This window comes from Candidatus Poseidoniia archaeon (assembly GCA_030748895.1).
In the GTDB taxonomy this organism is placed as follows: Archaea; Thermoplasmatota; Poseidoniia; order MGIII; family CG-Epi1; genus UBA8886.
The window spans coordinates 1-915 of record JASMLC010000039.1 but is presented as its reverse complement, the minus strand read 5'-3'; the positions used below and the strand labels follow the sequence as shown (position 1 = coordinate 915).

The window sequence follows — 915 nt, the reverse complement described above, 5'->3', positions numbered from 1 at the left end:
CCGCTGTTGCGCACTGACCTCGACCGGCTGGTGCAGATGCTCGCGGTGATTCCGGGGCTCGATGACCTGGCGCTCACCACTAATGGCTACCTGTTGGCGACACAGGCTGAAAAGCTGCGACACGCAGGATTACAGCGGCTCAATATCAGCCTCGATTCCCTCGATGAACAGGTTTACCAGCGATTGAACGGCCGTGACCTGAGCGTCGAGCGAGTGCTTGCCGGCATCGCAGCGGCCGAGCGCGCCGGCTTCGGGCCGCTCAAGCTCAACTGCGTGGTAATTCGCGGCGTTAACGACAGTTCCGTAGTGGATTTGGCGCGCCATTTCCTGGGAACGCCCCATACCGTGCGCTTCATCGAGTATATGGATGTGGGCAACATCAACCGCTGGAGCCCCGACCAGATCGTGCCCGCCGATGAAATTATCGCCATGATTGATGCCGAGATGGAGCTAACGCCAGTCGCACCTGACCGGTCTGGCGAGGTGGCGCGACGCTACCGCTACGTAGATGGCGAGGGTGAAATCGGTGTAATTACCTCGGTCACGCGCCCCTTCTGCCACGATTGCGACCGGATGCGCATGGGGCCCGACGGGCAGCTCTACACCTGTCTCTTTGCCAGCCACGGCCACGATTTACGCGCACAGCTGAAGGCGGGTGCTAGCGATGACGAATTGCGCGTGTGGCTCGCCTCTATCTGGCGCGCACGCAGCGACCGCTACTCGGAAGAGCGCGCACTGCTGTCCAAAGGCAAGCGGTCGCACAAGGTCGAGATGTTCCGTATCGGGGGCTGATGGACTCCGCGTTGATGGTAGCGGGCGGGCAAAGCAGCCGGTTGGGGCAGCTCAAACAGTCGCTCGAAATCGAGGGAGAATCCCTCGCCGCCCGCACCGCCGCAGTGCTGGCGCAGGTGGTGC

At 62.3% G+C, this 915-nt stretch carries 1 protein-coding gene; it reads left to right on the top strand.

The window, feature by feature from the left end:
• Nucleotides 1-792 (top strand): radical SAM protein (locus tag QGG57_06875; GenBank protein ID MDP7007886.1); only part of this gene is annotated, 792 nt, incomplete at its 5' end.
• Nucleotides 793-915: the final 123 nt, after the last annotated feature.